We start from the raw sequence: 23238 nt of genomic DNA, 5'->3' as shown, positions 1-23238 counted from the left end.
TGCGATGGACAGGCTGTGGACCTTCAGTGCCGGCGCCGACGGCCCCTGGCGCATCGACGACGTGCGTGCGGTCACCGGTGCGCCGCTGCCCGGTGCGCCCCGGCTGGACCGCATCGCCGGCGAGGCGCCTGGCGCCGGCCTGTGGTCGCTGCGCGGCATCACCAGCAACGAGCGCTATGTCACGCGTGACGAGAAGCAGGCGCTGGCCGCGGCCACGCCGGCGCTCGGGCGGGCGCAGGCGGTGTGCGCGGTGCTCATCCCGATCCGCAAGTCCGCCGCCTGGTGGGCGCTGGCGCAGGACGAGCGGCGCGCGGTGATCGAGGACCAGTCGCAGCACATCGCGCTCGGCCTGCGCGCGCTGCCGGCGGTGGCGCGACGGCTGCACCATTGCCGCGACCTGTCGCCGGACGAGCCCTTCGACTTCCTGACCTGGTTCGAATTCGCGCCCGAACACGCGCCGGCATTCGACGATCTGCTGGCCCGGCTGCGCGCCAGCCCGGAATGGGCTTACGTCGAGCGCGAATGCGAAGTGCGCGCCCGGCTGGATCTGGGGCCGGAGAACTGAAGGGGCCGGAGAACGGCGGCGCCGGCCCCTGTGCTCACGCCACGATCACCATGCGAAGCTGTCCCGTCCGCCTGCACCGAGGCGGATGTTGCCGAACTGGGCCTGTCCTTCGCCCCGCCCGAACACGCTGTTGGCGATCAGCCACACCCGCACGATGCGCTTCGGCGGCTCGCCGCCGATGGCCTGCGCATAGTCGCGCCAGACGTTGCGCGATTCGTTCAGCCACTTGCCCAGATCAGCGGCGCCGGAGCGCGCCACCACATGGGTTTCCCTGTCCTTCCAGCCGGGCAGCGGGCAGCGGAAGACTTCGCCGACCGGCAGCGCGCTGCTCCACAGATAGGTCAGGTCCTGTCCGTTGTCGAATTCGACCGCGATGCTCAGGTAGTCGTGCGTGATGACCGTGTTTTCGGCACTGCGGCCGGGCAGCCGGTCAACCTTCCATGACCAGCGCAGTTCGGTATCCGGTGACAGCGGTGCGTCGGCGGAGGTCTGCAGGATGGCGACATCGTTGCGCGTGTGCGCATGCATGCGGCGGGTCGGGCCGCCATCTTCACCGGTGGCGCGGGTTTCTCTGAAGATTTCGGCCGGTCCCAGCTCCCACAGATAGGTCCAGCCGTCCGGTGCGCTCGGTGGGGTCTGCAGCCGGGCCAGTGCAGGCGCGGCCCAGGCCGGGGCGTTGGGCTGGCGTGCCAGCGTGGCGAGGGCGGCGCCGATGTTTGCCTGCGGCGACCAGCGGATCAGCGCGATGCTCACGCCACCGCCGCCGTCCGGATTGCCGCGGACGCCGGATTCCTGAGCGCCGCCCTGCGGGTCCAGCCAGCGCAGCGGCAGGTTCTTGATCTGCAGCGGGCCGGCGCGGTCGGCGGTGAAGGTGTCGGTGGCGTCGATGCTGCGCGTGATGCGGCCGTCGTCGCCGATCCGCCGCCACACCTGCAGCGGCGCTTCAAGCGAAATGTCGTAGTGTCGCGACAGCCAGGCCCGGCCCTGCAGCAGCACGGTGACCCGGTCGCCGGCCGCCAGCGTGAGGCCGCTGTCCGTCCAGGGGGCGTGTTCGGCATCGAGATGGACGACGGTGTAGGCCGCGATCGCCTGCCCGGTCAGCGGCGACAGCACGCTGCGGACTTCACGTTCGAACCCTTCATGCGCGGTCTGCGCGAATACCGCGCTCGAGGTGGCCAGGGCCAGTCCGCACAGCAGCGGCCGCCAGACGCGGAAGATTTTCATCGTGATGCCTTCTTTCTGTGTATGAATGGGGAGGGGCGATGCTATCCGCATGGTTTCGCCCGAGGTCGGGCCGTCGAGGGCCGCAGGAAACTTGCCTTTCATGTGCGTGGAAGATGCCTGCCACCCGGCATCGCACGGAGGGTGCGGGCGTCCATCGCCCGAACGGGGGGAGGCGGCCGATGACCCAAACAAGTACCATCACGCCTTCGCAGAATTCCCACATTGCCCGCCGGCATGCCCGAAAGCCGCACCGTTTCTGTCTATTTCGTCGCTTCCCCGCTGCAATACCTGGCTGCGCGGCGCATTGCGCAGACGCTGGAGGTGGGCGCCCGGCAGGTGCTGGTCTGGTACAAGCCGGGCATGAAGTCGGCGGTCGATCCGGCCGAATGGGATGCCTGCAGCTACATGCCCTGGCCACGCTGGGAGCCGCTGCCCGGGCGCTTCGGCCGGCTGCGCCGGCAGCGCGCCAACATCCGCCTGGTGGCGGATCTGGTCGGGCGCTGCGAGCGGCTCATCCTTCACAGCGCGGTGTTCGACACCGAGGCGATCAATTACTTTCTGCAGGCACTGCCGCGTGCCGCCGGCGCGCGTGAAATGCACGCGCGCATCCTGCCGGACGGACTGATTTCCATCCGTCGCTACCCGCTGAGCGCGTTCAGGCGCCTGGCCCAGCAGACGCGGCGGCTGCGCGCGCTGGTGGCGCCTGAGCTCCGCTACACCTGTTTTTCCGGCGACCGCATCGGTTCGGACGCACCGTTCTGCGACCGCATCTATGTGCTGCCGGGTCTGCCGCACGAATACCCGGCGGACAAGGTGGTGGTGCTGCCGCCGCTGGTCGATGCACCGCCGCCGGCCGCCGCGGATGCTCCCCGGCGTGCGCTGGTCGTGGGCCAGCCGCTGACCGGCTTCGGGCTGATGAGCGCCGCCGACCTGGCGACCACCACCGCGCGCATCCGCGACTGGCTGGCGGCGCAGGGCATCAGCGACATCGATTACAAGGCGCATCCCAAGGATGCGGCGCACGAGCTCAAGCACGCGGATTACCGGCTGATCGAGCCGGACTGCGCGCTCGAAGTGCATATGGCCCGTACGCCCTATGCCGCGGTGGTCGGCGTGCGCTCAACCGCGCTGCTGATCGCCCGCCAGATCTACGCGCCGGCGGTGCAGGTACGCGCCTTCGGGTGGCCGGCGGTGCATTTCAAGTCGGCCGACGAGGCGCGCGACATGCGCGCCACCTTCGAACAGTGCGGTGTGGAGATCGAATGAGCCTGGCCACCTTCCGCGCACGCATTCCGGCCATCAATTCATGGCTGCTGGCCGGCGTGTGCGCGAGCATTCCGCTCACCGTGGCGCCGGCGTACTGGCTCACGGCCGTCATGCTGCTGCTGTGGCTGGCAGAAGGGCGTTTCGTCGCGAAGTTCCGCGCGCTGGCCGACGAGCCGCTGGTGTGGATCTGTCTGGCCTATTACGCGGTGTTTGTCGCCTCACTGCTGTGGTCGGACGATCTGGGCTGGGGCCGGCGCATGCTGGGCCGGCAGAATTTCTTCCTGCTGGCGCCGCTGTATTTCAGCGTGGCCAGGCGCGAACACGTCGGTCGCTACATTTCCGCCTTTCTCGCGTCGGTGGCCTTCTGCGAGGCGCTGGCGCTGTACAACTGGGCGCAGATGCATGTCTGGCCCGGGCTGCCGGACGGCATCCGCGTGGACAAGGGCGCGGACGACACCGCGCCCTTCGTCGACCGCATCCTGTACACGCCAGCGCTGGCGCTGGCCGGCTATCTGGCCGGCCACCGGCTGCTGTTCGACAGCGCCGGCACGAAGATGCGCCTAGTGTACGCCGGCCTGCTGGCCACCACCGCCTTCAATCTGGTCATTTCCGGCGGGCGCGCCGGTCTGGTCGGCTTCCTCGCGCTGCTGACGCTGCTGGCCTTCCAGCGTTTTGCCCGTCGTCCGGTGCTGGCGGCGGCGGTGGCTGCCCTGCTGGTGGGCGGCATCGTGATCGGTGGGTATGCCGGCAACGACTATTTCCGGATGCGGGCCGACCGCATCGTCAGCGAAATGGAACATTACGAAGAACTGCCCAAGGCGTCGGTCAGCCAGCGCCTGGTGTACTGGCAGAACGCGCTGAGAGTGTTCCGTGACGCGCCGCTTGCCGGTGTGGGCATCGGCGACTATCCCGAGGTGTACCGTGCGGTCAACGAACGCTACACGCCGGCCTGGGCGCCGGCCTGGAATCCGCACAACCACTATCTGTACGTGCTGACCTCGACCGGCCTGCTGGGCGGTGTGCTGCTGCTGGCCCTGCTGGGCGTGCCGCTGCTGCGGCGTGACCACGGCGACGCCCGTCACCGCATGCGCCGGGCGCTGCCCCTGCTGTTCATGGTGATCTGCCTGTTCGAGTCCTATCTGATGCGCTCCAACACCAGCCTGATGTATGTCGTCTTCCTCGCGCTGCTGTGGAGTCCGGCCCGGGAGTCACGCGCGTGAAGCGCATCCTCATCGTCCGTACCTCGGCCATCGGCGACGTGGTGTTCGCCTCACCATTGCCTCAAGCGCTCAAGCGCACGCACCCGGACGCCTACGTCGCCTGGCTGGTGGAGCCGGGCATCGCGCCGCTGATCGCCGATGACCGCTGTCTGGACGCGGTCATCACCTGGCCCAAGGCCGAGTGGAAGCAGCTGTGGCGCGAAGGCCGCCGGCTGGAGCTGTGGCGGCGGGTGCGCGCCTTCCGGCGCCAGCTGCGCGAGCACCGCTTCGATACCGTGCTCGACCTTCAGGGCCTGCTGAAAAGCGGCTTTCTCGCCTGGCTGACCGGTGCGCCGCGCCGGGTCGGTCTCGGGTCGAAGGAGGGCAGCCGGCTGCTGATGACCGAAGTGATCGCCCGCGGCGGAGATCCGGCGCGCATCAGTTCGGAATACCTGTTCATGGCGCAGCATCTCGGTCTGGACTGCGGCGACTTCCTGCCGCGGCTCACCGTGTCCGATGCGGTCGATGGCCGCGCCCGCGAGGCGATGGCGAAGCACCGGCTGGAATCCGGCGCTTTCGTTGCCTGTGCCCCCTTCACCACCCGGCCGCAGAAGCACTGGTTCGAGGACCACTGGCAGGCGCTGTGTCGCCTGCTGCTGGACCGCCACGGCCTGACGCCGGTGCTGCTGGGCGGACCGGCGGACGCCGAAGCGGCCGCACGCATCGCCGCTGCCGACCCGCGCATCGTCAATCTGGCCGGTGCCACCCGGCTGCCCGAAGCGGCCGCGCTGATCGGCCACGCCGCACTGCTGGTCGGCGTGGACACCGGGCTCACCCATATGGGCATCGCCATGGCCACGCCCACCGTGGCCCTGTTCGGCTCGACCTGTCCCTACACCGTCACCGGCCGCGACAATGCGCGGGTGATCTGGCTGGGCAAGCGCTGTTCGCCCTGCCGCCGCCACCCGACCTGCGGCGGCGCCTTCCACTGCCTGCGCGACATCACGCCCGAACACGTGCTCGATGTCGCGCGGCCGCTGCTGACTTCCCACGCATGAAAACCTTGCACATCGAAATGGGGCGGCACCGCCTCGGCGGCACCATGCAGGTGTACTACCTGATGCGCGGCCTGCGCGCCCGCGGCGAGCCGGCGGTGCTGGTGTGCGCCCGCGGTGGCGACCTGCACCGTCTGGCCGAAGCCGACGGCCTGAACCTGCGCGCGGTCGATTTCGCCGGCGACATCGACCTCCGCTTCATCTGGCGGCTGGCCGCCATCCTGCGCGCCGAGCGGCCGGACGTGATCCACATCCACAGCCGGCGAGGTGCGGACACGCTGGGTCTGCTTGCGGCCAAGCTGACCGGCATCGGTAAGGTGGTGCTGTCGCGCCGGGTCGATGACCCGGTCAAGCCGGGCTGGCTTACGCGGCTGCGCTACGTCACGCTGCCCGACCGTGTTGTGACCGTGTCCAAGGGCATCGCCCGGGTGCTGATCGAGGCCGGCGTGCCGGCCGAAGGCATCCGTCAGGTCTATAGCGCGATCGACTTCCGTGCTTACCAGAGCGCGCTCGACGTCGCGCAGGCGCGGGCGAAGCTCGATCTGCCGCCCGGCGTGCCGGTGCTGGTGGTGATCGCCCAGCTCATTCCGCGCAAGGGTCACCGCTTCCTGCTGCAGGCCCTGCCGCGCATCCGGGCGGTGCATCCGGATACGCAGGTGCTGTTCGTCGGTGAGGGGGCGGAAGAGGTCACGCTGCGCGGCGCGGTCAGTGCCGCCGGGCTGGACGGCTGCGTGCGCTTCCTCGGTTACCGCAACGACATCGGCGACATCCTGCGCGCCTGCGACGTACTGGTGCATCCGGCGACGATGGAAGGCTTCGCCAATGTGGCGATGCAGGCGATGGCGTCCGGCATTCCGGTGGTGTCGTCGGCGGTCGGCGGCATGCCGGAATCGGTGCGCCACGAAGTGACCGGTCTGCTGGTGCCGCCGCAGGACCCGGACGCGCTGGCCGACGCGCTGCTGCGCCTGCTGGGCGACCCGGCGCTGCGCCAGCGACTGGGCGCGCAGGGGCGTGACATCGTCGAGCGCGAATTCAATACCGACGCCATGGTCGAGGGCAATCTGGCGGTGTATCGCGAGTTGCTGGGCGGTGGACGCGCCTGATCCGACGCCGGCCGGCCGTTCGCGGGTGCCCGAAAGCGCCCAGACCGGGCCGCACGAACAGCTGCCGGCGCTGATCGCGCGCCGTGCCGGCCAGCCTTTCCGGCAGCCGGTGGCGCCCTACAGCCGCGAGGCCTTCGAAAGCTTCGCTGCCGGCTGTGCGCCGGACACGCCGCTCATCATCGACAGTTGCTGCGGCGTTGGCGAAAGCACGGCGCGGCTGGCGGAAAGCTTTCCGGACCACGTGGTGCTGGGCGTGGACCAGTCGGCTGACCGGCTCGCGCGCGCGCCGGCACTGCCGGCCAATGCCCGGCTGCTGCGCGCCGACATGGCCGACATCTGGCGCCTGCTGCTGGACGGTGGCTACCGGCCGGCGCGCCAGTACATGCTCTACCCGAATCCCTGGCCCAAGATCGGTCATCTGGCGCGCCGCTGGCCGGCGCATCCGGTGTTCCCGACCGTGCTGGCGCTGGGCGGCCGCATCGAGTGCCGCAGCAACTGGCGCATCTACGTCGAGGAATGCGTGCTGGCGGCGAAACTGATCGCTGGCATCGACGCCGCGGTCGAGGCGTTCTCGCCTGCGATGCCGCTCACCCCCTTCGAGCGCAAGTACGCGGCCAGCGGCCACGCGCTGTACCGCTGCCTGCTGGAGGCTGCGACATGAGCTTTGACTGCACCGCCTGTGGCGCCTGCTGCGCCAGTTTCCGGGTCGATTTCCATCCGTCGGACGGCGAGGCGCAGGGCGGCCGGGTGCCCGAAGGGCTGTACGACGAACTGAATGGCGCGATCGCCCGCATGCGCGGCACCGACCACGCGCAGCCGCGCTGCCGGGCGCTGCGCGGCACGATAGGGCAGTGCGTGAGCTGCTGGATCTACGAGGATCGGCCCGACCCCTGCCGCGAATTCGAGGCCGGCTCGGACGCCTGCCTGCGCGCACGGCGGCGCCACGGTCTGGCCGCCGGCTGATCAGCCGCCGACGATGACCGGTTCCGGCTCGATCGCCACCCCGTAGCGCGCCCGAACGTCGGCCTGGATGTCGCGCGCCAGCGCCAGCAGTTCGGCGGCGGTGGCCCGGCCGTGATTCACCAGCACCAGCGCCTGTCGTTCATGCACGCCGGCGTCGCCGCGGCGCACGCCTTTCCAGCCGCAGCGGTCGATGAACCAGGCGGCGGCGAATTTCACCGCACCGCCCGCAGCCGGGTAGTGCGGTGCGTCCGGATGCGCGGCCAGCAGGCGCGCCGCATCGGCTGCGTCCAGCACCGGATTGCGGAAGAAGCTGCCGGCGTTGCCGATCTGCGCCGGGTCGGGCAGCTTGGCGCGGCGGATGGCACAGACCGCGTCGAACACGTCGCGTGGGGTCGGGGCCGTGATGCCGCGCGCCGCCAGTTCGCGCTGCAGGTCGGCGTACTGCGCGCGCAGGTCGGGCACCGTGCTCAGGCGGAAAATGACCCGGGTGATCACCGCCCGGCCGGCCAGCCGGCGCTTGAATACGCTGTCGCGGTAGCCCATTTCGCATTCGGCGGCGCTCAGGCGCAGCCACTGCCGTGCTTCGAGGTCCCAGGCTTCGACCGCCTGCAGCCGATCGACGAGCTCGATGCCGTAGGCGCCGATGTTCTGGACCGGTGCCGCACCGACGGTGCCCGGAATCAGCGCCAGGTTTTCCAGCCCGTACCAGCCGCGTTCGAGCGCGCTGTCCACCCAGTCGTGCCAGGGCTCGCCAGCCGCGACCGCGACCTGCACCGTGTCGCCCTCCTGCGCCAGCAGTTCGATGCCGCGGGTGCGCATGTGCAGCACGGTGCCGGCGAAATCGCCGGCGAACACGATGTTGCTGCCGCCACCGAGCACCAGCAGCGGCTCGCCGCGGTCGGCGACGGCGGCGGTCAGCGCCGGCAGGTCGGCCGCATCCTCCACCGGCTGCAGGCGTGCCGCGCGCGCAGGCAGATGCAGCGTGTTCAGTTCGCGCAGATCGGCGTGAAGGAGGGTGAAGGGGGGGGAGGGGGCAGTCATGTCGCGCCGTCGGTCGGCAAGCGCAGGGCAGGGGCGCGCAGTATAGCCAAGCCCGCATGTCGCAGTGCGGAAGGCGGCTTGGCTTGAGAATCAATAAAAGATATCATATATAAGACTTGAACCAGCCACCGGCGCAGCCTGTTCTGCACTGCGCCATGGATGTGGGCGTATCAGGGCAAGGCGCTGTTTCATCGGCACTTTTGCACCAACGCCTGCGGTTCTGGCCGCGGATTTTCTGTCCGTGTCTTCGTGCGGCGCACCATCAGCACCGTGTGTCGTTCTATGATGCGGTATACCCGTCTACCGGAGGACTCACCGTGCTTGAAGCTTACCGTGCCCATGCCGCCGAACGCGCCGCGCTCGGCATCCCGCCGCTTGCCCTCGATGCAAAGCAGACCGCTGAACTGATCGAGCTGATCAAGAACCCGCCCGCCGGCGAGGACGCTTTCCTGCTCGACCTGCTGACCCATCGCGTGCCGCCGGGCGTGGACGACGCCGCCAAGGTGAAGGCCTCCTTCCTGGCCGCCGTGGCGCACGGTGACGTCAAGGTTGCGCTGATTTCCAAGGCCAAGGCCACCGAGCTGCTGGGCACCATGGTCGGCGGCTACAACGTGAAGCCGCTGATCGACCTGCTGGACGACGCCGAAGTCGCCGCGGTCGCTGCCGAAGGTCTGAAGAAGACCCTGCTGATGTTCGACTATTTCCACGATGTCGCCGAGAAGGCAAAGGCCGGCAATGCCAAGGCCAAGGAAGTGGTTCAGTCGTGGGCCGACGGCGAGTGGTTCACCAGCCGTCCGGAAGTGCCGAAGTCGATCACCGTCACCGTGTTCAAGGTGCCGGGCGAAACCAATACCGACGACCTGTCGCCGGCGCCGGACGCGACCACCCGCCCGGACATCCCGATGCACTATCTGGCGATGCTGAAGAACACCCGTCCGGACGCGGCCTTCAAGCCGGAAGAGGATGGCAAGCGCGGCCCGATGCAGTTCATCGACGACCTGAAGAAGAAGGGCCATCTGGTCGCCTACGTGGGCGACGTGGTCGGCACCGGTTCTTCGCGCAAGTCGGCGACCAACTCGGTCATCTGGGCCACCGGCCAGGACATCCCCTTCGTGCCGAACAAGCGCTTCGGCGGCGTCACGCTGGGCGGCAAGATTGCCCCGATCTTCTTCAACACGCAGGAAGACTCCGGCTCGCTGCCGATCGAAGTCGATGTGTCCACCCTGGAAATGGGTGACGTGATCGACGTGCTGCCGTACGACGGCAAGATCACCAAGAACGGCGCCACCGTTGCCGAATTCGCGCTGAAGAGCGAAGTGCTGCTGGACGAAGTGCGCGCCGGCGGCCGCATCAACCTCATCATCGGCCGTTCGCTGACCGCCAAGGCCCGCGAATTCCTCGGCCTGAGCGCATCGACCCTGTTCCGCCTGCCGAAGGCTCCGGTCGACACCGGCAAGGGTTTCACGCTGGCGCAGAAGATGGTCGGCCGCGCCTGTGGCCTGCCGGACGGCAAGGGCATCCGCCCGGGCACCTACTGCGAACCGAAGATGACCACGGTCGGCTCGCAGGACACCACCGGCCCGATGACCCGCGACGAACTGAAGGATCTGGCCTGCCTCGGCTTCTCGGCCGACCTCGTCATGCAGTCCTTCTGCCACACGGCCGCCTATCCGAAGCCGGTGGACGTGAAGATGCATCGCGAACTGCCGACCTTCATTGCGAATCGCGGCGGTGTTGCGCTGCGTCCGGGCGACGGCGTGATCCACTCCTGGCTGAACCGCCTGCTGCTGCCGGATACCGTCGGCACCGGCGGCGACTCGCACACCCGTTTTCCGATCGGCATTTCCTTCCCGGCCGGTTCCGGTCTGGTCGCCTTCGGCGCAGCCACCGGCGTGATGCCGCTGGACATGCCGGAATCGGTGCTGGTGCGCTTCAAGGGCGCCATGCAGCCGGGCGTCACGCTGCGTGACCTGGTGCATGCCATTCCGCTGTACGCGATCAAGGCCGGTCTGCTGACCGTGGCCAAGCAGGGCAAGAAGAACATTTTCTCCGGCCGCATTCTGGAAATCGAAGGTCTGCCCGAGCTGAAGGTGGAACAGGCATTCGAACTGTCCGACGCATCGGCAGAACGTTCGGCCGCCGGCTGCACGATCAAGCTGAACAAGGAGCCGGTGCAGGAATACCTGCGTTCGAACATCGTTCTGATGAAGAACATGATCGCCAACGGCTACCAGGACGCCCGCACGCTGGAGCGCCGCATCAAGTCGGTGGAAGCCTGGCTGGCCAATCCGGATCTGCTGGAAGCCGACAAGGACGCCGAATACGCGGCCGTGATCGAGATCGACCTCGCCGACATCAAGGAACCGATCGTCTGCTGCCCGAACGATCCGGACGACGCCAAGTTCATGTCGGAAGTCAGCGGCACCAAGATCGACGAAGTGTTCGTCGGCTCCTGCATGACCAACATCGGCCACTTCCGTGCCGCCGGCAAGATCCTGGAAGGCAAGAAGGACATTCCGGTGCGCCTGTGGATCGCGCCGCCGACCAAGATGGATGCGTCCGAACTGACCAAGGAAGGCTATTACGCCACCCTCGGCGGTGCTGGCGCCCGCATGGAAATGCCCGGCTGCTCGCTGTGCATGGGCAACCAGGCGCAGATCAAGGAAGGCAGCACCGCGATGTCGACCTCGACCCGCAACTTCCCGAACCGTCTCGGCAAGAACACCAATGTGTTCCTCGGCTCGGCCGAACTGGCTGCAGTGTGCTCCAAGCTGGGCCGCATCCCGACCGCTGAGGAATACCAGGCCGAAATCGGCGTGGTGACCCAGAACGCGGACAAGATCTACAAGTACATGAACTTCGACCAGATCGAAGAGTACGTCGAGACCGCCAAGGAAGTGACCGCCTGATCGCGGCTGCATCCTGAGCATGGAACGGCCCGCTTCGGCGGGCCGTTTTTTTTTGCATGCCCGAACCGGCCTTGCATGCCTGATTCATGTTGCACTGCGTTTCTGCCGTGAATGCCGGAATTGCCTGTGCCGGAGCGGCCCATGTCCCTCGATCTGTCCCATCTCGACGTATTGCTGGTCGAACCGTCACCGACCCAGCAGCGCATCATCCGTGAACTTGTGGCCGCAGCCGGTCTGCTGCGGGTGCGCGAAGCAGCCAGCATGAGCGAGGCGCTCGCGCAGATGCGCGAAAAGGCGCCGGATGTGGTGATCAGCGCGCTTTACCTGCCGGATGCCGATGGCACCGATCTGGTCCGTGCAATGCGCGATACGCCTGCGCTGCAGAGCGTCGCCTTCGTGCTGGTGTCGAGCGAAACCCGTCCGCATGCGCTGGACCCGGTACGCCAGTCCGGCGTGTGCGGCATCCTGCCCAAGCCTTTTTCCGGTCCGCAGCTGCAGCGGGTGCTGCTGGCTACGCTGGATTACCTCGGCGACAGCGCAGCCAACGACGACGACGCCGAGTACGACGCGATGCGGGTGCTGCTGGTCGACGACAGCGCGAACGCGCGCCGCTTCATGCGCCGGGTGCTCGAAAGCGTCGGTTTCGTCGACATTGTCGAGGCCGAAGACGGACGTGACGCGGTCGATCTGCTGGAGCGCACGCTGTTCGATCTGGTGGTGACCGACTACAACATGCCGGAGATGGACGGCCGCGCGCTGGTCGAATACGTGCGCCAGCAGAGCTGGCAGGCGTCGGTGCCCATCCTGATGGTGACCAGTGAATCCGACATGGGCCGGCTGGCCGCGGTCGAACAGGCCGGCGTGTCCGGCATCTGCGACAAGCCGTTCGAGCCGGCCATGCTGCGCAGTCTGCTCAAGGGCGCGCTGCAGCAGCGCGCCGCCTGAGTTCAGGCCGCGACCCGGCGTTTCAGTGCGTCGCCGACGGTGGCGGCCAGGTCGCGCAGCATCTTTTCGGTGGTGGCCCAGTCCACGCAGCCGTCGGTCACCGAACAGCCGTACTTCAGCTGCGACAGGTCCTTCGGAATCGACTGGTTGCCGGCGTTCAGATGGCTTTCGATCATGACGCCGACGATGGACCGGTTGCCGTCGCGGATCTGGCCGGCCACGTCGGCCAGCACCAGTGGCTGCATGTCCGGCTTCTTGAACGAGTTGGCGTGCGAACAATCGACCACGATGTTCGCCGGCAGTCCGGCCTTCGTCAGCGCCTGTTCGGCCAGCGCGATGCTGACCGAATCGTAGTTCGGCCGCCCGGCGCCGCCGCGCAGCACCATGTGGCCGTGCGGATTGCCGCGGGTGCGGATGATGCTCGACCGGCCGTAGCGATTGATGCCGAGAAAGCTGTGCGGCCGGGAAGCGGAAATGATGCCGTTGATCGCTGCGTCGAGGTCGCCGTCGGTGGCGTTCTTGAAGCCGACCGGCGTCGACAGCCCGCTGGACATTTCGCGGTGGGTCTGCGATTCAGAGGTGCGGGCGCCGATCGCGGTCCATGAAATCAGGTCACCGAGGTATTGCGGCGAAATCGGGTCCAGCGCCTCGGTCGCGGCCGGCAGGCCCAGTTCCGCCACATCGAGCAGGAAGCGGCGCGCGCGGCGCATGCCTTCCTCGATCTGGAAGCTGTCGTCCATGAAGGGGTCGTTGATATAGCCCTTCCAGCCCACTGCGGTGCGCGGCTTCTCGAAATACACCCGCATCACCAGCAGCAGAGTGGGAGACAGTTCGTCGGCCAGTGCGCGCAGCCGGCGCGCGTATTCCATGCAGGCCACCGGGTCATGCATCGAACACGGGCCGACCACGACGAAAAGCCGCGGGTCACCGTGTTCGAGAATGGCCCGTACCGCCTCGCGGCCGGCCCGCACCGCCGCCGATGCCGCCTCGCTCAGCGGCGCCTCGCCCTTGATGTCGGCCGGCGCCGGCATGACCGAAAAATGTTCGATCCGGCTGTCTTCAAGTGTGGTTTCGCTGTTCATCGCCGCGCTGTTCCTGTCATTGACAGGCCGCAGTCAACGCTGCTTGCCGGCGCCTGTCAATCGCGCCGGTCAATGATGTGCGATTGAGCGCTCGCCGGCGCGCTCAGTGCAGCGACAGCGCGGCGTGGCGGGTGCCGTTCCAGCGTATGCGGTAGATCGCGTTTGCGGCGTCGTCCGACACCAGCAGCGAACCATCCGGCAGCACCTGCACGTCGGCCGGGCGGCCGAACACCGCGTCGTTGCGGCCGAGAAAACCTTCGACGAAGGGCGTGTAGCTCACCACCCGGTTGCCTTCGAGCCGCGCCACCATGACCCGGTAGCCGTCGCGCTCGCGCCGGTTCCAGGAGCCGTGTTCGGCGACGAACAGCGCGCCGCGGTATTCGTCCGGGAACTGGCTTCCGGTATAGAAGCGCATGCCCAGCGGCGCGACGTGCGCCCCCAGCTTCCAGGCCGGTGCGACGTAGTCGCCGCATGAACGGCCCTGTCCGAACTCCGGGTCGGCGATGTCGCCACCGTGGCAGTAGGGGTAGCCGAAGTGCTGGCCGGCCTTGCTGACGCGGTTGATCTCGCAGGGCGGCGTGTCATCACCCATCCAGTCGCGGCCGTTGTCCGAAAACCACAGTTCGCCGGTTTTCGGATGCCAGTCGAAGCCCACGCTGTTGCGCACGCCACGCGCGTAAATTTCGAGGCCGCTGCCGTCGGCATTCATGCGCATGATGTTGGCGTAGCCATCCCGGTCGCGGTCGCAGATGTTGCAGGGCGCGCCCACCGGTATGTAGAGCCTGTCGTCCGGCCCGAAGGCGATGAATTTCCAGCCGTGCGCGGTGTCTTTCGGGAAGCGGTCACTGACCACCACCGGTTTCGGCGGAGCCGCCAGCCGGTCGTCGATGGCCGGCAGCTTCACGATGCGGTCAAGCGAGGACACGTACAGATCGCCCTTGCGCCAGGCCACGCCGACCGGCATGTTCAGGCCACGGGCGATCTTCACCGCGTCGCCGGCCTTCATCGTGACCGGGTCGAAGGGCACCGCGCTGACATGGCCGGCCCGTGAGCCGACGTACAGTCGGCCGGGTGCCCCCAGCGTCATGGCCCGCGGGTTGTCGACCCGGGCCCACAGTTCCACGGTGAAGCCGGGCGGCACGCGCAGCCGTTCCAGCGCGGTGTCGCCATTGCTCTGCGCGTGGGCAAGCGGAGCGCCGAGCGCAAGTGCACCGGCCAGGATCAGGCTTCGTATCATCGGGGTCTTCCTGTCATGCGTATGCGGAATCGACCGGCTTCGCTGCCGCGCGTTCCGCGATGGAGCGATCAGATGAAGCTGGTGAGCTGGAACATCCAATGGGCGCGCGGCTGTGACCGCCGGGTCAGCGTGCGGCGCATCGCCGACACGATACGCGCCGGCGGTGACGCGGACGTGATCTGCCTGCAGGAAGTTGCGGTGGGCCACGATGCGTTGCCCGGTCTGTCGGGCGAGGATCAGGTGGCGCAGTTCATGGCCGAATTTCCACAGTATTCAGCGGTGTTCGCCCCCGGCAGTGACCAGCCGGGCGAGGGCGGTCGGCCGTGCCAGTTCGGCAACCTGCTGCTGAGCAGGCTGCCGGTGCGTGCGGTGTGGCGCCGTCTGCTGCCGTGGCCGGCGGACCCGTCCGTGCCCTCGATGCAGCGTGCGGTGGCCGAAGCAACGCTGGATGCGCCGGGCGGGCCGCTGCGCGTGCTCTGCACCCATCTGGAGTACTACTCGCCGGTGCAGCGCATGGCCCAGGTGGAGGCGCTGCGCGCGCTGTCCGCCGAGGCGCTGGCGCAGGTCAGTGCGCCGCCCGCCGGGAAGGAGGGCAATACCGCTTTCCGGCCGCCACTGCGGCCGGCTGCGGCGCTGCTGTGCGGTGATTTCAACTGCGAACCGGGGTCCGCCGACTACCGTCGGCTGCTCGACCCTGCCGGACAGCCGGGCGCTGACTGGGTGGATCTGTGGCGCCATCTGCACCCGGAGCGGCCGCACGCGCACACGGTGGGTCTGCACGGCGCCGACTGGCCGGACCGGCCCTACTGCTGCGATTTCGCGTTCGCTACGCCGGCGCTGCTGCCGCGCGTGAGCGGCCTGCATGTCGACACGGACACCGATGCGTCCGACCACCAGCCGCTGTGGGTGGAACTGCGCGGCTGAGCCGCAGTCACTGCACAGAGGAAGGGGGCGTTCAGGCGAATTCGTCCGGTTCGAGCAGGCGCTCGAGCGTGGCGATACGGTCGCGCAACACAAGTTTGCGTTTCTTCAGGCGGCGCAGCAGCAATTCGTCGCGCGAACCCGCGTCATGCAGGTCGAGAATGGCCTGATCGAGGTCGCGGTGTTCGGTGCGCAGGCCGTCAAGCGTGGCGCGGATTTCCTGTTCTTCCATGCCTTGCGCACGGCGCCTCGTGGGCGCTGCGGGCTCCGGTTCGTGGGACTGGCGCGGATGGTAGGTCCGCGCGGTGCCCGGCGCAAGCGTGCTCAAGGGTGTCGGTGCATCCGCCGTTAACCGGCTTGAAAGGCGGCGGGTGTGCCCCATCTGCACTGCAGGGACGCGGTGCAGGAAACAGCGGCGGGCGTCGGCCCGTTGCCCGTTGTACAGCCGCACCAGCCAAGGAGAATCGTCATGCACATCATGTTCAACAATCCGCTGGTCTATGTGGTCGAGTACGCAGGTCTGGAAGCGGTCGAGGTGATCGACAAGCGCATCGGTCGCGGCGTGCTCATCCGCGACGATGCGGCGCGGCGGTTCCGTGAGGAACTGCAGGCACTGGTCGACCACGACGAAGAGATGGGCGCGGAAGAGTTCGATGCCTTCATGGGGCCGTGGGAAGCGCTGCTGACCCAGCCGGCCATCTACCACTGAGCCTCTCCACACATCGCTGACTCCGGTCGAGCGAGCCCGAAGCGGGCGGCTGTCCGCCCGCTTCGGTAAAATGCGTGTCCCCCCGCACTGGCACGCATCCGTCCCTACCCGCATGAGCAAGGCCTTCACCAAGGAAACCGACACCGAGGACGACGACCCCGAGGTCGGCAGCGCGCTGCCGCCGGGCAGCAAGAACTACATGACGCTGGCCGGCTACGGCCGGCTGCGCGCCGAACTGGACGAACTGGTGCGCAGCGAGCGCCCGCGCATCGTTGAAACCGTGGCCTGGGCGGCCTCCAATGGCGACCGCTCGGAAAATGGCGACTACATCTATGGCAAGAAACGGCTGCGCGAAATTGACCGCCGCATCCGTTTCCTGATCAAGCGGCTTGAATCGGCCACCGTGGTCGACCCGAAGGCGCAGCAGAATCCGGAACAGGTGTTCTTCGCGGCCACCGTCGACTACGAGGACGAGGACGGCCCGCATACGGTGCAGATCGTCGGCGTCGACGAAGCCAATGCGTCGGACGGCCGCATTTCCTGGATTTCCCCGCTGGCGCGCGCGCTGCTCAAGGCGCGCGAGGGCGACACCGTGCGTTTCCAGAGCCCGGCCGGTGTGCGCGAGATCGAAGTGACCGAAATCCGCTACGAATGATGATCCGGTGCGGCCTGCGGGTTGAACCGCCGGTCACATCGTCTGCCCCAGCCTTTCCATCCCGGAGTGCTCAACATGAAAAGAATCCTGGCTCTCGCCAGCGTGCTGTCCCTGTCCTGCGGCGTCGCGTCCGCCCAGGTGCTTGTCAAGGATGCCTGGGTGCGCGCCACCGTCGCACAGCAGAAGGCGACCGGCGCCTTCATGCAGATCACCGCACCGCGCGCCGGCCGCGTGGTCGCGGCGAAATCGCCGGTCGCCGGCGTGACCGAAGTCCATGAAATGTCGATGGAGAACAACGTGATGCGCATGCGCGCGCTGCCGGCGCTCGATCTGCCGGCCGGCAAGGCGGTCGAACTGAAGCCGGGCGGCCTGCACGTGATGCTGATGGATCTGAAGGCACCGGTCACCGAAGGCCAGACCGTGCCGCTCACGCTCACCGTCGAGTACGCCGACAAGTCGCGGGAAACGGTGGAGGTGAAGGCCGGCGTACGGGCTCTGGGGGCCGCCACGGGCGGTCATGACCATCACTGAGGAATAAGAAGAGGAGGCTGCGTTTGCAGCCTCCGCCATTCGGGATCTGGCGAGGCAGTGACAAAAGCGTCGTGAACGGAAAAGGCCCGCATCGCTGCGGGCCTTTCGTGTCTTGGCTCCCCGACCTGGGCTCGAACCAGGGACCTACGGATTAACAGTCCGGCGCTCTACCGACTGAGCTATCGGGGAAAAGAGACCGCAATGATAGACAGCGTTTGCATGTGCGTCAAGTTTTTGATGAGGCATTTTTTCCGGTCGACTGCGCGGTCATTCCGCGGGCGAGTCGATTTATGATCGCGTCACCGCGCGCCGTTTTTGCGCCGGTCGCATCCGCAACCGGAATGACTGTCCGGTGCGGCAGGGTCATCCACGCGCTCCTGCACCCATGAACGAAAACGCTGTTTACGTGAAGACCGACGCTGGCGAGGAGGCGGTGACCAAACGCACCATCGTCCAGCGCAATCTGCGGTCCATCCTCATCATGGTCGATGGGCGTACGCCGGTCGGCAGTCTGGCGCAGCAGTTCGGCGATCCGCTGATTGTCGAGGGGCTGATCGGCGAGCTCGAGCATCGCGGGCTGGTGCGTCGTGTCGACGCACCGAATCCGTCCGAAGTGGCGGATCGCGCCGAACTGTCCTCGATGCTGGTGGATATCGAAGATCTGGTCAGTCAGCCCATCACGCCGGTGGCCGATGACATCCGTCGTGCGCACGAGAAGTCGTCGACGCCCGAATCGCCGGTGCTGGAGGAATTCGCGATGGCGCTGCCCGAACTGGCGGCTCCTGCGCCGGCCGGGGCGGCTGCACCGGTGGCCGTGCCGGCCGATGACGTGCGCAGCGCGATCCGGCGCGCGATGATGTCGGCCAGTGCGGCCGAGTCGGCGCCGGCGGAGCGTCCGGAAGGTCCGCTGCGCCGGCTGTTCAATCTGTTCACGGGGCGGGTGGGCAGTGGCGAACGTCGGGGTCCGCCGGGGTCGCTCGGGCGCCGGCTGTTCATCGGCGCGCTGGTGTTCATCCTGCTGCTGGCCGGTACCTTCTTCCTCTACCCCTACAACCGTCATCTGCCTCATATAGAGGAAATGGCGACCGAGCTGCTGGGTCATCCGGTGCATATCACCAGCGTGTCGCCCAGTCTGCTGCCGGAACCGTCCATCGCGCTCGAAGGCGTGACGGTCGGCGCCAACAGGCAGTTGCAGATCGGTGCGGTGAAGCTGCTGCCGCGGGTATCCACGCTGCTGTCGGAGCGCACGGTACTGCGCGAGGTACGCATCGAGCAGGCCGGGCTGGACGTGTCCTTCCTGCCCATCCTGTCGCACCGGCAGGACATCAACTGGGCGTCACGCTGGGTGAAGGTCGAGCGGGTGAGCGTGATCGATTCCAGCCTCACGCTGCTCGATGGCGCCATCGGCCGGCTCGCGGGCGATCTTTCGATCGACGACAACGGCGTGCTGACCCGGCTGTCGCTGAATACACCCAACGGGGGCCTCAAGCTGCAGGGCGTGAACGAGTCCGGCACCTGGAAGGTGTCTATGACGGCGCTCGGCTGGGAAACGCCGGGTCATCCTTCGCTGCTGTTCGACGTGTTCGAGGCGCAAGGCACGCTTAGCAGTCGGCGCCTGCAGTTCGACAAGGTGGACGTGAAGCTGTACGACGGCTATGCCACCGGCACGGTCGCGCTGGATTTCGGAGATGCGCCTCGTTTCGAGGGGCAGGTGATGACCTCGCGCCTCGGTCTTGCTGGCCTGCTCAAGGTCCTGGCGCCCACGCTGCGTCTGACCGGCGATCTGTCGATGTCGCTGGCGCTGACTGCCGATGGCGCCGATTTCGAGACGCTGCGCCGCAACCTGCGCGGTACCGGCACGCTGGGCGTGCAGCGAGGACAGATCGAGCGGGTCGATCTGGTGCAGGCGGTGCGCATTCCCCGTCCGGGCGGCGTACGGGGTGGCAGCACTCGCTTCGACCGGCTGGAGGGCGACGCCACGGTGGATGGCAGCGGGCTGTCGCTCGGCCGCGTGTCGATGGAATCCGGTCTGGTCGGCGCCCAGGGAGCGCTGCGTCTGGCCGAGGGGCGTTTCGACGGACGGCTGGATGTGACCCTGCAGGGTTCGGCCACCACCGTGCGTGCGCCGGTCGGCGTGGAAGGGGCATATGCCGATCCGGTGGTGAAGCTGCTGCGCTGACGCGCTGCTCACCGGCGTGACGTGCGGGCGGTCATTGTCCGCACGGCACGGCAGCCGCTCCGCCGTATAGTGTTGCCTCTCCGAATCGCACAGGTGCCTGCATCATGACCATCCTGGTAACCGGCGGAGCCGGCTTCATTGGCAGCAACTTCGTACTGGACTGGCTTTCGGGCAGTGACGAGCCGGTCGTCAATCTGGACGCACTGACCTACGCGGGCAACCGCGCCAACCTGGCGGCGCTCGACGGCGATGCGCGCCACCTCTTCGTGCACGGCGACATCTGCGACCGCGAGCGGGTCGACCGGCTGCTCGCGCAGCACCGTCCGCGCGCCATCATGCATTTCGCCGCCGAGTCGCACGTTGATCGCTCGATCCACGGGCCGGGCGAATTCATGCGCACCAACGTGACCGGCACCTTCACGCTGCTGGAAGCCGCACGCGGCTACTGGGGCACGCTCGAAGGGGACGACAAGGCGGCCTTCCGCTTCCACCACGTGAGCACCGACGAGGTGTACGGCTCGCTCAAGCCCACCGACCCGCCGTTCGCGGAGACGAATGCCTACGAGCCCAACAGCCCGTACTCGGCCAGCAAGGCTGCGAGCGACCACCTAGTGCGCGCCTGGCACCACACCTACGGCCTGCCGGTGGTGACCACCAACTGCTCGAACAACTACGGCCCGTATCACTTCCCCGAGAAGCTCATCCCGCTCATCATCGTCAATGCGCTCGCCGGCAAGCCGCTGCCCGTGTATGGCGACGGCCAGCAGGTGCGCGACTGGCTGTACGTGAAAGACCACTGCGCCGCCATCCGCGAAGTGCTCGCGCGCGGCCGGCTGGGCGAGACCTACAACATCGGCGGCTGGAACGAGAAGCCCAACATCGACATCGTGCGCACCGTGTGCGCGCTGCTCGACGAAATGAAACCGGACGCCGCCGGCCCCTACGAACGGCTCATCACCTACGTGAAGGACCGCCCGGGCCACGACCGGCGCTACGCCATCGACGCGCGCAAGATCGAGCGCGAACTCGGCTGGAAGCCGGCCGAAACCTTCGACACCGGCATCCGCAAGACCGTGCGCTGGTATCTGGACCATCAGCCCTGGGTGCAGAACGTGCTCAGCGGCAGCTACCGCGACTGGGTGAACACGCAGTACGGCAGCGCGGAGCAGGGCGCATGAACATCCTGCTGTTCGGCAAGGGCGGCCAGGTCGGCTGGGAACTGCAGCGCGCGCTCGCCCCGCTGGGCCGGGTGACTGCGCTGGACTTCGACAGCGCAGGTGAGCTCAATAACAACCTGAGCGGCGACTTCAGCAACCCGGACGCAGTCGCCGCCACCGTGCGCAGGCTGGCGCCGGACCTCATCGTCAATGCCGCCGCCCACACCGCGGTGGACAAGGCGGAAAGCGAGCCGGATCTCGCCCGCCTGATCAACGCCGTCACCCCCGGCCGCATCGCGCAGGAAGCGCGTGCGCTCGGCGCCCACCTGATTCACTACTCCACCGACTACGTGTTCGACGGCAGCGGCAGCGCCCCGCGTGATGAAACGGCGGTAACGAACCCGCTCAGCGTCTATGGCCGCACCAAGCTCGAAGGCGAGCAGCTGATCGCCGCCTCGGGGGCTGCTCACCTCATCCTGCGCACCAGCTGGGTCTATGCCGCGCGCGGCGGCAACTTCGCCAAAACCATGCTGAAACTGGCGAAGGAGCGCGAGCGGCTCACCGTCATCAGTGATCAGATCGGCGCGCCCACCGGCGCCGAACTGCTGGCCGACATCACCGCCCACGCCGCACGCGCATTGCGCCAGAACCCGCAGCTTGCCGGCCTCTATCACTGCGTGGCCGCAGGCGAAACCTCCTGGCACGGCTACGCCACCCACGTGATCGAGCGCGCCCGCGCCGCCGGGCAAGACATCAAGGTCGCCCGCGAGGCCCTCCTGCCCATCCCCACCACCGACTATCCGACGCCCGCCGCCCGTCCGCTCAATTCGCGGCTGGACACCCGGCGGCTGCGCGACACCTTCGGCCTCACGCTGCCCGACTGGCAGCAGGGCGTAGACCGCATGTTGGCCGAAATCCTCTGAACGGAATCAGGAGCACCCCCATGACACGCAAAGGCATCGTCCTCGCCGGCGGCTCCGGCACCCGGCTGCACCCGGTCACCATCGCGGTATCGAAACAGCTGATGCCGGTCTACGACAAGCCGATGATCTACTACCCGCTGTCCACCCTCATGCTGGCGGGCATTCGCGAAGTGCTGGTGATCTCGACCCCGCAGGACACGCCGCGCTTCCAGACCCTGCTCGGTGACGGCTCCGCCTGGGGCATGAAGATCGAATACGCGGTGCAGCCCAGCCCGGACGGTCTGGCCCAGGCCTTCATCATCGGCGAAGAGTTCATCGGCGGCGCCCCCTCGGCGCTGGTGCTCGGCGACAACCTCTTCTACGGCCACGAATTCGCGCACGACCTGAAGGCGGCCAGCGCGCGTGAAGCCGGCGCCACCGTGTTCGCCTACGGCGTGACCGACCCCGAGCGCTACGGCGTGGTCGAATTCGACAAGGCGGGGCGTGCCATCAGCCTGGAAGAGAAGCCTGTAAAACCGCGCAGCCGCTACGCGGTCACCGGCCTGTACTTCTACGACCATCAGGCCAGCTCGATTGCCAAGGCACTGAAGCCCTCGCCGCGCGGCGAACTGGAAATCACCGATCTGAACCGCGTGTATCTGGAGCGCGGCGAACTGGAAGTGCAGGTGATGGGCCGCGGCCACGCCTGGCTGGACACCGGCACCCACGACTCGCTGATCGAAGCCGCCCAGTTCATCCAGACACTGGAGAAGCGCCAGGGCCTGAAGATATCGTGCCCGGAAGAGATTGCCTGGCGTCAGGGCTGGATCGACGCCGATCAGCTCAAGCGCATCGCCGCGCCGCTCGCCAAGAGCGGCTACGGCCAGTACCTGCTGCGCATCGCCGACGAACAGGTGTTCTGATGAACGTGATCGAAACCGGGATCCCCGGCCTGCTGGTGCTCGAACCGAAGGTGTTCGGCGACGCACGCGGCTTCTTCATGGAAAGCTTCAACGCGCGCACCTTTGCCGAACTGACCGGCGTGAAGGCCGACTTCGTGCAGGACAACCACTCGCGCAGCGGACGCGGCGTGCTGCGCGGGCTGCACTACCAGGTGCAGCAGCCGCAGGGCAAGCTGGTGCGGGTGGCACAGGGCCGGGTGTTCGATGTGGCGGTGGACCTGCGCCGTTCCTCGCCCACCTTCGGGAAATGGTACGGCGTGGAACTGAGCGGCGAGAACCACCGGCAGTTCTGGGTGCCGGCCGGCTTCGCGCACGGCTTTTACGTGCAGAGCGACAGTGCGGACTTCCTGTACAAGACCACCGACTACTACGCACCGCAGCACGAGCGCAGCCTGGCGTGGAACGATGCGACGGTGGGCGTGCAGTGGCCGCTGGACGGTGAGCCGCAGCTGTCGGCCAAGGACCTGGCGGGCAAGCCGCTGGGTGAGTGCGAGGTGTTCGGGTAAGTCTGTTGCGACGGGTGGGTGCGGTCGAGTTGGCGCGCGGAGCGGTCCGCGTGCGCAGGCCTGTGGCCTGCACACCCTACGGCCTTATCGGGCAAGAGCGCGGCGGGCAAGCCGCTGGGTGAGTGAG

Annotated in this window: 24 protein-coding genes and 1 tRNA gene; 18 read left to right on the top strand and 7 right to left on the bottom strand. The window is 67.6% G+C overall.

Translation table 11 applies throughout. The features are described from left to right. Window positions 1–4 precede the first annotated feature (4 nt). A complete protein-coding gene (locus METUNV2_RS0112185) occupies window positions 5–565 on the top strand; it encodes a chlorite dismutase family protein (protein ID WP_018229759.1) in 561 nt (186 codons plus the stop codon). Between the two features lie 45 nt (window positions 566–610). Here METUNV2_RS0112185 and METUNV2_RS0112180 read toward each other — a convergent pair whose 3' ends face one another. Then, window positions 611–1789, bottom strand: a complete 1179-nt coding sequence (locus tag METUNV2_RS0112180; RefSeq protein WP_018229758.1) for a DUF3047 domain-containing protein — start codon at window positions 1787–1789, stop codon at window positions 611–613. A gap of 234 nt (window positions 1790–2023) precedes the next feature. Here METUNV2_RS0112180 and METUNV2_RS0112175 point away from each other — a divergent pair, with 234 nt between their 5' ends. From METUNV2_RS0112175 to METUNV2_RS0112150, 6 genes are read left to right on the top strand one after another with little or no spacing between them, the layout of a single operon-like run. Continuing rightward, window positions 2024–3055: a polysialyltransferase family glycosyltransferase gene (locus tag METUNV2_RS0112175; protein WP_018229757.1), complete on the top strand. Its 1032-nt coding sequence runs from the start codon at window positions 2024–2026 to the stop codon at window positions 3053–3055. Further along, window positions 3052–4275 (top strand): O-antigen ligase family protein, encoded by a 1224-nt coding sequence (locus METUNV2_RS0112170; protein WP_018229756.1) that lies wholly within the window; start codon window positions 3052–3054, stop codon window positions 4273–4275. The genes METUNV2_RS0112175 and METUNV2_RS0112170 overlap by 4 nt, the downstream gene beginning before the upstream one ends. Further along, window positions 4272–5312 (top strand): lipopolysaccharide heptosyltransferase II, encoded by a 1041-nt coding sequence (waaF, locus tag METUNV2_RS0112165; RefSeq protein WP_018229755.1) that lies wholly within the window; start codon window positions 4272–4274, stop codon window positions 5310–5312. The genes METUNV2_RS0112170 and waaF overlap by 4 nt, the downstream gene beginning before the upstream one ends. Then, on the top strand, window positions 5309–6412 hold the full coding sequence (locus METUNV2_RS0112160; protein ID WP_018229754.1) for a glycosyltransferase: 1104 nt from the start codon (window positions 5309–5311) through the stop codon (window positions 6410–6412). Before waaF ends, METUNV2_RS0112160 begins: the two co-directional genes overlap by 4 nt. Continuing rightward, window positions 6399–7073, top strand: a complete 675-nt coding sequence (gene trmB / locus METUNV2_RS0112155; protein WP_018229753.1) for a tRNA (guanine(46)-N(7))-methyltransferase TrmB — start codon at window positions 6399–6401, stop codon at window positions 7071–7073. The genes METUNV2_RS0112160 and trmB overlap by 14 nt, the downstream gene beginning before the upstream one ends. Then, window positions 7070–7375, top strand: a complete 306-nt coding sequence (locus METUNV2_RS0112150) for a YkgJ family cysteine cluster protein (protein ID WP_018229752.1) — start codon at window positions 7070–7072, stop codon at window positions 7373–7375. The genes trmB and METUNV2_RS0112150 overlap by 4 nt, the downstream gene beginning before the upstream one ends. Here METUNV2_RS0112150 and murB read toward each other — a convergent pair whose 3' ends face one another. Continuing rightward, on the bottom strand, window positions 7376–8416 hold the full coding sequence (gene murB, locus METUNV2_RS0112145; protein WP_018229751.1) for a UDP-N-acetylmuramate dehydrogenase: 1041 nt from the start codon (window positions 8414–8416) through the stop codon (window positions 7376–7378). A 317-nt stretch (window positions 8417–8733) separates the two neighbouring features. On the opposite strand from murB, the gene acnB reads away from it, so the two are divergent. Next, window positions 8734–11325, top strand: a complete 2592-nt coding sequence (gene acnB, locus METUNV2_RS0112140; protein WP_018229750.1) for a bifunctional aconitate hydratase 2/2-methylisocitrate dehydratase — start codon at window positions 8734–8736, stop codon at window positions 11323–11325. A gap of 141 nt (window positions 11326–11466) precedes the next feature. Next, the gene (locus METUNV2_RS0112135; RefSeq protein WP_018229749.1) at window positions 11467–12270 is read left to right on the top strand and encodes a response regulator transcription factor; all 804 of its coding nucleotides are present in this window, start codon (window positions 11467–11469) and stop codon (window positions 12268–12270) included. 2 nt (window positions 12271–12272) lie between these two features. On the opposite strand, the gene METUNV2_RS0112130 is transcribed toward METUNV2_RS0112135, so the two are convergent. After that, a complete protein-coding gene (locus METUNV2_RS0112130; protein ID WP_018229748.1) occupies window positions 12273–13352 on the bottom strand; it encodes a 3-deoxy-7-phosphoheptulonate synthase in 1080 nt (359 codons plus the stop codon). A gap of 103 nt (window positions 13353–13455) precedes the next feature. Beyond that, window positions 13456–14589: a PQQ-dependent sugar dehydrogenase gene (locus METUNV2_RS0112125; protein WP_018229747.1), complete on the bottom strand. Its 1134-nt coding sequence runs from the start codon at window positions 14587–14589 to the stop codon at window positions 13456–13458. Window positions 14590–14661: 72 nt separating this feature from the next. Between METUNV2_RS0112125 and METUNV2_RS0112120 the strand changes: the two genes are divergently transcribed. Beyond that, entirely contained in the window at window positions 14662–15513 is an 852-nt protein-coding gene (locus METUNV2_RS0112120; RefSeq protein WP_018229746.1) for an endonuclease/exonuclease/phosphatase family protein, read from the top strand. Between the two features lie 31 nt (window positions 15514–15544). On the opposite strand, the gene METUNV2_RS0112115 is transcribed toward METUNV2_RS0112120, so the two are convergent. Beyond that, window positions 15545–15742, bottom strand: a complete 198-nt coding sequence (locus METUNV2_RS0112115) for a DUF465 domain-containing protein (RefSeq protein WP_018229745.1) — start codon at window positions 15740–15742, stop codon at window positions 15545–15547. Between the two features lie 237 nt (window positions 15743–15979). Between METUNV2_RS0112115 and METUNV2_RS0112110 the strand changes: the two genes are divergently transcribed. The 3 genes from METUNV2_RS0112110 (at window position 15980) to METUNV2_RS0112100 (ending at window position 17405) form a co-directional block, all read left to right on the top strand. Beyond that, window positions 15980–16219, top strand: a complete 240-nt coding sequence (locus METUNV2_RS0112110; RefSeq protein ID WP_008060947.1) for a DUF3567 family protein — start codon at window positions 15980–15982, stop codon at window positions 16217–16219. Between the two features lie 112 nt (window positions 16220–16331). Next, window positions 16332–16874 (top strand): transcription elongation factor GreB, encoded by a 543-nt coding sequence (gene greB / locus METUNV2_RS0112105; protein WP_018229744.1) that lies wholly within the window; start codon window positions 16332–16334, stop codon window positions 16872–16874. 75 nt (window positions 16875–16949) lie between these two features. After that, window positions 16950–17405, top strand: coding sequence for a copper chaperone PCu(A)C (locus tag METUNV2_RS0112100; protein ID WP_018229743.1), 456 nt, complete (start codon window positions 16950–16952; stop codon window positions 17403–17405). Between the two features lie 113 nt (window positions 17406–17518). Here the strand turns inward: METUNV2_RS0112100 and METUNV2_RS0112095 are convergent. After that, window positions 17519–17594: transfer RNA gene (locus METUNV2_RS0112095), tRNA-Asn, on the bottom strand. 37 nt (window positions 17595–17631) lie between these two features. Then, complete coding sequence (locus METUNV2_RS19865; RefSeq protein ID WP_157281407.1) at window positions 17632–17772, bottom strand: hypothetical protein; 141 nt, start codon at window positions 17770–17772, stop codon at window positions 17632–17634. 18 nt (window positions 17773–17790) lie between these two features. Here METUNV2_RS19865 and METUNV2_RS0112090 point away from each other — a divergent pair, with 18 nt between their 5' ends. The 5 genes from METUNV2_RS0112090 to rfbC all read left to right on the top strand — a co-directional run bounded on the left by METUNV2_RS0112090 (window position 17791) and on the right by rfbC (window position 23111). Beyond that, window positions 17791–19584, top strand: coding sequence for an AsmA-like C-terminal region-containing protein (locus tag METUNV2_RS0112090; RefSeq protein ID WP_018229742.1), 1794 nt, complete (start codon window positions 17791–17793; stop codon window positions 19582–19584). A 104-nt stretch (window positions 19585–19688) separates the two neighbouring features. Continuing rightward, window positions 19689–20762, top strand: a complete 1074-nt coding sequence (gene rfbB, locus METUNV2_RS0112085) for a dTDP-glucose 4,6-dehydratase (RefSeq protein ID WP_018229741.1) — start codon at window positions 19689–19691, stop codon at window positions 20760–20762. Continuing rightward, complete coding sequence (rfbD, locus tag METUNV2_RS0112080) at window positions 20759–21664, top strand: dTDP-4-dehydrorhamnose reductase (RefSeq protein ID WP_018229740.1); 906 nt, start codon at window positions 20759–20761, stop codon at window positions 21662–21664. Before rfbB ends, rfbD begins: the two co-directional genes overlap by 4 nt. A 20-nt stretch (window positions 21665–21684) precedes the next feature. Next, window positions 21685–22566, top strand: coding sequence for a glucose-1-phosphate thymidylyltransferase RfbA (rfbA, locus tag METUNV2_RS0112075; RefSeq protein ID WP_018229739.1), 882 nt, complete (start codon window positions 21685–21687; stop codon window positions 22564–22566). Next, window positions 22566–23111: a dTDP-4-dehydrorhamnose 3,5-epimerase gene (rfbC, locus tag METUNV2_RS0112070; protein WP_018229738.1), complete on the top strand. Its 546-nt coding sequence runs from the start codon at window positions 22566–22568 to the stop codon at window positions 23109–23111. The genes rfbA and rfbC overlap by 1 nt, the downstream gene beginning before the upstream one ends. Window positions 23112–23238 lie beyond the last annotated feature (127 nt).

The sequence above is a fragment of the Methyloversatilis universalis EHg5 genome (assembly GCF_000378945.1).
Classification (GTDB): domain Bacteria; phylum Pseudomonadota; class Gammaproteobacteria; order Burkholderiales; family Rhodocyclaceae; genus Methyloversatilis; species Methyloversatilis universalis_A.
This window is presented reverse-complemented; position numbering and strand designations above follow the sequence as displayed.

Bases quoted from the DNA above. Each gene is read 5' to 3' on its own strand.
- METUNV2_RS0112180 (WP_018229758.1), bottom strand. From the start codon at position 1,789: ATGAAAATCTTCCGCGTCTGGCGGCCGCTGCTGTGCGGACTGGCCCTG.
- METUNV2_RS0112170 (WP_018229756.1), top strand. From the start codon at position 3,052: ATGAGCCTGGCCACCTTCCGCGCACGCATTCCGGCCATCAATTCATGG.
- rfbD (WP_018229740.1), top strand. From the start codon at position 20,759: ATGAACATCCTGCTGTTCGGCAAGGGCGGCCAGGTCGGCTGGGAACTG.
- METUNV2_RS0112110 (WP_008060947.1), top strand. From the start codon at position 15,980: ATGCACATCATGTTCAACAATCCGCTGGTCTATGTGGTCGAGTACGCA.
- METUNV2_RS0112130 (WP_018229748.1), bottom strand. From the start codon at position 13,352: ATGAACAGCGAAACCACACTTGAAGACAGCCGGATCGAACATTTTTCG.
- greB (WP_018229744.1), top strand. From the start codon at position 16,332: ATGAGCAAGGCCTTCACCAAGGAAACCGACACCGAGGACGACGACCCC.
- METUNV2_RS0112135 (WP_018229749.1), top strand. From the start codon at position 11,467: ATGTCCCTCGATCTGTCCCATCTCGACGTATTGCTGGTCGAACCGTCA.
- METUNV2_RS19865 (WP_157281407.1), bottom strand. From the start codon at position 17,772: ATGACCCTGCCGCACCGGACAGTCATTCCGGTTGCGGATGCGACCGGC.
- METUNV2_RS0112120 (WP_018229746.1), top strand. From the start codon at position 14,662: ATGAAGCTGGTGAGCTGGAACATCCAATGGGCGCGCGGCTGTGACCGC.
- METUNV2_RS0112175 (WP_018229757.1), top strand. From the start codon at position 2,024: ATGCCCGAAAGCCGCACCGTTTCTGTCTATTTCGTCGCTTCCCCGCTG.
- METUNV2_RS0112090 (WP_018229742.1), top strand. From the start codon at position 17,791: ATGAACGAAAACGCTGTTTACGTGAAGACCGACGCTGGCGAGGAGGCG.
- METUNV2_RS0112125 (WP_018229747.1), bottom strand. From the start codon at position 14,589: ATGATACGAAGCCTGATCCTGGCCGGTGCACTTGCGCTCGGCGCTCCG.
- METUNV2_RS0112100 (WP_018229743.1), top strand. From the start codon at position 16,950: ATGAAAAGAATCCTGGCTCTCGCCAGCGTGCTGTCCCTGTCCTGCGGC.
- rfbB (WP_018229741.1), top strand. From the start codon at position 19,689: ATGACCATCCTGGTAACCGGCGGAGCCGGCTTCATTGGCAGCAACTTC.
- METUNV2_RS0112185 (WP_018229759.1), top strand. From the start codon at position 5: ATGGACAGGCTGTGGACCTTCAGTGCCGGCGCCGACGGCCCCTGGCGC.
- murB (WP_018229751.1), bottom strand. From the start codon at position 8,416: ATGACTGCCCCCTCCCCCCCCTTCACCCTCCTTCACGCCGATCTGCGC.
- rfbC (WP_018229738.1), top strand. From the start codon at position 22,566: ATGAACGTGATCGAAACCGGGATCCCCGGCCTGCTGGTGCTCGAACCG.
- METUNV2_RS0112150 (WP_018229752.1), top strand. From the start codon at position 7,070: ATGAGCTTTGACTGCACCGCCTGTGGCGCCTGCTGCGCCAGTTTCCGG.
- METUNV2_RS0112115 (WP_018229745.1), bottom strand. From the start codon at position 15,742: ATGGAAGAACAGGAAATCCGCGCCACGCTTGACGGCCTGCGCACCGAA.
- METUNV2_RS0112160 (WP_018229754.1), top strand. From the start codon at position 5,309: ATGAAAACCTTGCACATCGAAATGGGGCGGCACCGCCTCGGCGGCACC.
- rfbA (WP_018229739.1), top strand. From the start codon at position 21,685: ATGACACGCAAAGGCATCGTCCTCGCCGGCGGCTCCGGCACCCGGCTG.